The sequence below is a fragment of the Microcystis sp. LE19-10.1B genome (genome assembly GCF_027530565.1).
In the GTDB taxonomy this organism is placed as follows: Bacteria; Cyanobacteriota; Cyanobacteriia; order Cyanobacteriales; family Microcystaceae; genus Microcystis; species Microcystis aeruginosa.
This window is the reverse complement of sequence record NZ_JAPZQM010000118.1, coordinates 1-7,922: the sequence shown is the minus strand read 5'-3', so window position 1 is coordinate 7,922 and position 7,922 is coordinate 1. Positions and strand designations below refer to the sequence as shown.

Below are 7,922 nucleotides of genomic sequence, written 5' to 3'. Positions count from 1 at the left end.
TTAAAGCATATCTAAAGAGTTTTGAGTTAAAAGTTAAACTTCAAGTTTTCATTCAGGACAAATGTACTGGTTAACTAATTTTTTGGGGAAAATTAGTTAACCCATGATTATAACATATAATTAATTTGCAAGAGTTCTATTTAAATCCGATGTTAAAAATTGTTTCCTCAAAAATTTACTTCCGCAAAGACCATCTACAATACCACATAACGATGACTTTAATGTATCTGGGCTATCGCTAGTGCCAGTCTCATAAGTCTTGATCGATTAAATTAAATGTAAATGCAAACAAATAGTTGATGGAAAGGATGTTATGACTAATCTTCTTCAGGCCACTCTCAACAAGACCTATGACCAACTGAAAAACTTTGCTGGTTTAAATGACTTCTGGAATTTGTTTGAAATAGCATTTGGTACACAATATGACCATACAGTAGCCACAAATCTCCGTTCTCAATGGCTTGTAGGTGATTTTAGTTCATTTCCACAAATTGAAGTTCTTGATAGTAGCATTCTTGGTAATGCTAGTGGTGCTTATGGGACTAGCACGAATAAGATTTATCTCGCTGCTAATTTTCTTGATACAGCTACGGAGACAGACATTATTGCGGTTTTGTTAGAAGAATACGGGCATTTTATTGATGCTCATATCAATCAGACGGATAGCGCTGGTGATGAGGGAGACATTTTTTCTAACTTAGTGCGTGGTAATAGTCTCAGTGCTGGGACATTACAGGCTTTGAAAGGTGAGAATGACTGGGCAACAATTACTGTAGGTGGACAGAGTATTCAGATAGAGCAAGCGCTTGCACCAGCCGACTTAGTATCGGCGTCGACTTTCTTAATCAATCAAGATGTTAAGGATAATTTTTGGTATGAAAATGTCCAAACAATGCCTTCGGCGATTGGTGGTCCTGTTGCATTCAGGGCGCGGTTTAAAAACATTTTGTTACCTTCTGGCAGTACTCCTGCCATTATTCCTAATATCCCTTATGCTCCCATACCTACAGGTGCGCTAAATGGTCCAGCCGCACCCAATACAACATTGATTGATCCGCTAGATTCCACAGAGAAGGGACTACTTATCCATACCTCTGTAAATGGGCTAGGTTCAATTTATAGCAATATATGGGAACCCACAGATAACGCTAGTTTATTCTTTGCTAATTTATTCGCAAACAACCTAGGAAATGCGACAAACACCCTAACAAGAGAACTACTTGCTGAGGATACATTCAAGGGATCAACTGTAAATTTAGGTTATTTATCCCGTTCTCCAGGTAGCTATATTAAAGCAACTTTAGTTTGGACAGGAGTTCCTGGCGGCGGTCTTAGCACGGATGCTAACTTAAATTTGACGTTACAGGGGAATAATAGTGGTTTAATTTACACTCCTAGTTTTTTACCGCTCAATACTGCTAGCACTTTAGGTGGTGGTTGGGGTTTTAATGGAACAGATAGTGTTCCTGGCGGTACTATTAACGCGGTTGATTACATCGAACAAATTTTTATTCCAACAGGTGGTTTAAATCCGTTGGACAGTGCTTACAAGGTTACGGTTGGTGGGACGCTAGGTTCTGTATCCCCTATTACAGGTCAAGATTTTTCCATCTTTTTCAGTGTTACGGGTGTTGTCGGTAACGGTCATGGTTGGGGTGATGTACATCTGTCAACTTTTGATGGTAAACCCTATGAATTTCAAACAACTGGGGAGTTTATTCTTGTGAAATCCCTGATAGATGATTTTCAAGTGCAAACTCGCCAAGAAGCTTCACCTCATTGGATTGGTGCTTCAGTCAATACTGCTTTTGCTATAAATCTTGGTGGTTACAATATTAACTATGACATAGATTTAGCACAGGATCAAAGACTATCTATTGATGGGCAAAGTTACAATTTATTGAGTGGTGAAACCCTCGATTTGGGTATCGGTCAGATAAAACGTCAAGGCTCTCAATATACCTTTACTTATGCTGGTCTAGATGGTATTATTAATACCAATGACGATGATCTAGTAACAGCTTTTGTCTATGAGGATACGATTAACACTAGTCGATATTATATTAATATTGATGTTAATCCTGCTGATTATCGTTTTGGTTTGTTGCAAGGACTTTTAGGTAATGGCGACGGTATTACTAGCAATGACTTTGCCTTGCGTGATGGTACTAACTTACAATTGAATCCTGGACAGTGGGAAAATAACCCTATCGTCCATACTACATTTGCTGATAGTTGGCGTGTTAGTCAAACAGAATCTCTCTTTCCTGCAACAACAAAACAAACTGCTGCTGCTTCTAGTTTTGCTTCAGACATTATTCCTCCCAACCCTATTTTTGATCCCGAAGCCTTAGCTGCTGCTTTTGATTTGGTTAATGATGCAGGAGTTGCGGCAGGACAATTTCAAGTTGGTGCAGTAATAGATTATCTTCGTACTGGAGATACAAGCTTTATCAAGTCGGCTAAACAGTTTGGTGACTTCGTACTTCAAGATGACAAGGGAGTAATCCAACTTGGAAGCATCCAAGGCAGTAAATGGAACGATGCTAATGCTAATGGTATCTGGGACGGAGGCGAACAAGCCCTAGCAGGTTGGACAATTTACATTGATAGCTTCACCAATGGACAATTAGATCCTTGGGAAATTTCCACAGTCACTAACGCTGATGGTAAATATACCTTCAGCAACTTAGGACCAGGAGAATATGCCATTCTGGAAGTGAATCAAACAGGCTGGATACAAACCTTCCCCACCACTCCCTATGCTCTAAACTTGAAAGCAGGGGAAAAATTGACTGGCATTAATTTTGGCAACTACTTTGAGTTACCCACAATTAATCTTAGTCCCAGCAATCAGACTGTTGTTGAAGGTTTAACCACTCCTCAAAACGCCTCCTACACCGTCACTCTTTCCCAAGCAAGCAACCAAACCGTCAGCGTTAACTATGCTACTGCTAACGGTACAGCAACCGCGGGATCGGATTACACCGCCACCATTGGAACTCTAACCTTTGCCCCTGGTGTTACTACTCAAGTCATCAATATTCCCATTCTCAATAATTCCCTTAATGAGGCGAATGAAATCTTTACTTTAGCTTTGTCTTCTCCTACTAATGCTGCTCTTGGTACGCAGACGGCAGCTACCACGACGATAACCGATACTCTCACGGCCGCTGTCACCACGACTTTAGCGGCAAATGTGGAAAACCTGACACTGACGGGAGCAGCCGCCATTAACGGTACTGGTAACGCAGGTAATAACGTGATCACGGGCAACACGGCCAATAACCTTCTCAACGGTTCTGGGGGCAATGATACCCTTAATGGTGGTGCTGGACTCGATACCTTGACGGGGGGAGCAGGAAACGATGTCTTCCTCTTCCAATTTTCCCAATCTACTGTCGCTAACCCTGACCGGATCACTGATTTTGCGATCGGCTCCGACAAAATTGATTTGCTCAGTGCCGCAGGAGGTGTGCTGCCTGCCCCCGCTGCCTTTAGTCGTGCTGCCAATTCTGCGGCTACCACTTTAACCAATGTCGTGAATGCTGTTTTTACCGATGCCAATGGTGCCTTAGCCGGAAACCAAGCACTTGGTATTAATGGCGCGGCCCTGGTCCAAGTAACCACTGCTGGGATAGCCGGAAACTATATTATTGTCAATGATAATGTTGCTGGTTTCCAAAGTGCCAATGACTTACTGGTTAACGTTACAGGCATTACCGGCACATTACCCGCTCTCGGTAATATCACTGTTTCCAACTTCTTTGTTTAGTGGATTCCTGATGGGGTGACAAGAATATTCTCAAGCCGGCGTGTTAGGGATCGGGAATGGAGTCGCCTCCATCCCCGACCCTTCAGAACCGTGCATGAGACTTTCACCTCACAGGGACCCTAGTTTGATTGTCCCATTCTTAGGGATACAACTTCTCTTAGGCGCTTGGGTAATGCCCGAAGCCTGCCCTCTGCCCCCTGCCTTCGTTAAAATTAACCAAAGTGAGGCATAAGAGTCAAAACTCCCAAGTCTAAATCTTTACTATCGATCGATTTTGCCTCGTAGAGGGCTAACATATCGTTTAATTGGGGATTACCGCAGGAGGAACCAGTTACCCCCATGGCAATAATCAAACCACAATAACCCTCGGTATTTTTGATGCGTTTTTGCCAATTGCGGCGCGCGGTACGGTGGTCGGGATCATCTTGCTCGAATTCCCCAAAGAGATAGAGATCCCCATTAGCCATTTTCAGAATACCGAGATCATAACGGGTATCTTCGAGGGGATCTTCGCCGGGGTTAAAACCAATAGCCGCCAAACCGCCAGCTTGTTCGATTTTTTCGATCAGTTCCTTGGCTTTCGGTCGGGAGGTCTGGATCATGACCACGGGGAAACCCTCTCCTTTTGTTGGTACGGATTGGGGTTGATAATGGATTTTTGGACGACTGCGAATTTTATCTAATAATTGCCAGGGAACCATTCCGAGACTGAGATGTGCATTATCGGGGACTAGATTTTCCTTGAGTACGGACTCTTCCTCATCATCCTCATCATCCTCATCGTCGTCGTCCTCCTCCTCCAAGAGTTGCATAAATTCCGCACATAGATCGGGCATCGTGGCTACCGTCACCGCCACGGTTTCCCCTTTTGCTTGTTCGGGATCGAGGGGGATACGAAAACGACGCTGTAATTCTCCGATCGGTTCTTCGGATAAAGCGGATTGATTGCCTTTAAAAAAGCGCAACAGAGCTATTAAAGCTAAATATACCGTGATTGCTTCTTCTTCATCTAAATAGGGGCGAATGCCTTCGTAGGGATGCACGCTGCCGAAAACTGGATGAATCTGGGAAGGGGCAGCCGAGGCCAGATCGTAGTCATCCTCATCATCGTCCTCATCATCATCGGCCAATTCGTAGCTTAAAAACCAGCAATCTTGGGAAAGAAAGGCTTTTTCTAATCTTTCCATCGATTTTTCTTCTAAAGCGGACTGGCGGAATTGTTTGAGGGATGCTAGGGAACGATAGAGAATGACTCCGTATTCCCGACCGAGCATTCCCATGACACAGGCGTAAAGATTCGGGAAATCGGGGCGATCGAGCTTAATTTCCAATATATCGTAGTCAGCTAAACAGGACCAGGGTTCAGCTTTCCAAATTTCGTGAGCAGTTTTCACTAAAGCGGACTGCCAAGCGGGGGGAATTGCCGGGGGACGGTTATTTTGGAATTCGTCGAACCCGCGAAAGAGATCATCGATCAGGGGCAAATTGGGGACATAATCGATGGTGATATCGAGATCTTGTAGTACCCCGCGCAGAAAAAACTGTGTTTCTCGATCGCGGACGATAATTTTTTTCGGTCTGGCTGGCCGGGCGGGATTTTGCGGTGTTTCGATGGCGCGGATTAAGGTTCTCACCATGGCCTCTGGCCCCGTTTCGGGGGAAACTACTTCCATAGCGCGTACACAGCCCTCGCTGCCGTCCACCCAGATCACGCACTCGCCACCGCTTTCTTGATTTGGTTCTAAGGTGGCCCGGGGCATTCTCTCGGATAAGGATAAAGCACGACGATCTCCTTCCCAAACACTGGGAATTTGTGGGATTTTTTTGAGGCGGCTTTGGGTTGTCCGGGGCAGAAGATTCATCGGGAAATTTAGGGGTAGCTGTGTTAGGATTTTAACCTTTTCTTTTCAAGGATTCCATAGAATCATTCTATCGATTTAGTCGATAACTTGATAAATAAACCGGAAACCTGACCAAGTTCCCAGATCAAAGGCGTATTCATCAATGACACTGCCAGAATTATCCATTTTTAGACCTAAATCTAATTTTAGATCGCTCCAGAAAGCTCTGGCTATTTCTAGGGGGTTAGTCAGGGTGAGCAGTTGGGTTGCTTCTCCCTTGAGGCTTTGAGTGGCATTGAGAAGGGTCAAGGTTTTCGGGAAAGGATGGCGACTGAGGATCAGTATATTCTCTCTGATGCCCTTGGGTTGACTAATTTTCCAATGCCCTTGGCCGGAATTGGGGATGGTGGCCTTGGTTTTGGCCGCCACGACAAAGGGGGCTAATGGGCTAGAATTGCTGAAATTATCGGGGTTTTCTGAATGGGAACAGTATAAAAGCGGTTGGCAATCGCTGTTAAGGACAAGGATCAGCGCGTAGAGGGGTTGTTCTTCTTGATTCTCGATTTGATAGCGAATTTCCGTCCCGACGGGCAGAATTAAGTCATTTTTAGCGGTATTAATCCCCCTGCTACCCGCAATTTTTTGGGTTTGTACCGTCGAGATATAGGTTTGATCGAGGCTTTCCAGGGTGACAATGACGGCTAAACCGGAGGATTCTTGATTGATCAACAAGTGCCACAATTTGCAGGCCAGCAGGGTTTCTAGTTGGGATTGCAGTCGTTTGATCCCCGATTTAATGGCTTCGTTGGCCGCCCCTAAACTACCGATAATTAGGGAGCCATTGGCAGATAATAACTGATAATTGCCAGTTTCTTCGCTACCAACTCGACTTAAGAGACAATCTACCGTTTGTTCACCAATGTTAACCACGGCGGCCACATCGGGCAAACTGGCAAAGGTACTGGTGGCATCTACCCGTTCAATCCGGGTTAAATTACTATCCAAACCGACGATTAAACCGATTTGACTCGGAAAAACCCGCAATTTTTCCTGTAGAATCTGTCCTATTTCTAGGGAAGCAGCCGGGGATAATAATTGCGCTTTCGCTTTTACACCCTGACGGGAGAGAATTTGTAGGCTGATTTCCTCCCCAGTCGCCTCAATAAAGCTCAAACAGGAGTTAATTCCGTAATTTTCTAGGATTTCTAAGGGCAGGCCGACCAGATTGACTTCTAGGGTGCGTTCATCAATAAGATTTGTAACAATTGCCGCCCCACCCCTTGACGTTTCTGACGTTGTATGATATGGCGGCGCAGAATTATTTTTTTGATTACTGGTTAGGATTGCCGGCTGCTGTTGTTGACTGCTGTGACTAGCGACGAGATTACGGAGATGGGGAAAAGCGATCGCCATTGTCGGACTGGGGCAAGCTTGCCAGAGATACTGGGTGAGATCATAGGTGAATAAGCCAGCATTGGGGCTATTACCGCTCAATTCCACGGCGATTTGCTCTGGTTTAGCGGCAGCGAGAATAACGCCGTTACTAGGCTTATTTTTGAGGTTAAAACGGGTTTTAATATCGGCAGCGAAAGTTAATTCGGCAGGGTTAAGCTCCGCAAGGCTTTCGGGATAGGAACGAACGCGGAGATTACCGAGATAGGGCTGAGGTTGGGGGAGATGACTACTATCAAAAATCAAGCTAAACTTATCCGTAGCTAGACAGCGAGCCATCAGCAGGATATTTTCCTTAAGTAAAGCATTTTCTGCCCCATCCGCAGCAATAAAAACCTCTTTTCCGGCCCCAAGACTGCCATAACCGCTAAAGTGAAAAATGACCACATCCCCTGCCTTGGCTTGGGCGATCAGGTGTTCTAAAAAAGCCGATTTGATCGCTTCTCGACTGGCTTGTTGTCCCGTTAAAGTTACTATATCAGCATCCTGAAAGCCAAAACGATAACGGAGAAGGTCTTTTTGTAACTCCACATCGGTAAGACAGCCGGGCAGCGGCGGAATATTCGCCCCATACTGGTCAATACCGACTAAAAGAGCCAATTTTCGGGGATTAGGGGCGGCGAGAGCGGCCAAATGACGGTTAACTGTCCCTTGACTAATCGCCAAAGTCAGCAACCCCCAACCTGTCTGCTGGACAAATTCTCGCCTAGTTATGTTCATCGGAAATTTTGGGTCTGAAACCCCGCCGTTCTAGGTTGGCTTTACGTTAGAATTAAAAGGCCAGTCTCGAAAACCAAGTGGACGGCGCAGCACCTTGAAAACTCGGCTTAGGGGGTTCCGACCAGAAAAGCTTG

General features: G+C 45.1%; 3 protein-coding genes. 1 reads left to right on the top strand and 2 read right to left on the bottom strand.

Annotated features, from left to right (window positions below):
• The first annotated feature begins 313 nt into the window (after positions 1-313).
• Positions 314-3,775 (top strand): Calx-beta domain-containing protein, encoded by a 3,462-nt coding sequence (locus O9332_RS04180; RefSeq protein ID WP_288023791.1) that lies wholly within the window; start codon positions 314-316, stop codon positions 3,773-3,775.
• A gap of 212 nt (positions 3,776-3,987) precedes the next feature.
• On the opposite strand, the gene O9332_RS04175 is transcribed toward O9332_RS04180, so the two are convergent.
• Together O9332_RS04175 and O9332_RS04170 are read right to left on the bottom strand one after the other, a co-directional pair.
• A complete protein-coding gene (locus O9332_RS04175) occupies positions 3,988-5,637 on the bottom strand; it encodes a DUF6930 domain-containing protein (protein ID WP_002757866.1) in 1,650 nt (549 codons plus the stop codon).
• Between the two features lie 75 nt (positions 5,638-5,712).
• Positions 5,713-7,788 carry a caspase family protein gene (locus O9332_RS04170; RefSeq protein ID WP_288023788.1) on the bottom strand — a complete coding sequence of 692 codons (2,076 nt, stop codon included), beginning with the start codon at positions 7,786-7,788 and terminating at the stop codon, positions 5,713-5,715.
• Positions 7,789-7,922 lie beyond the last annotated feature (134 nt).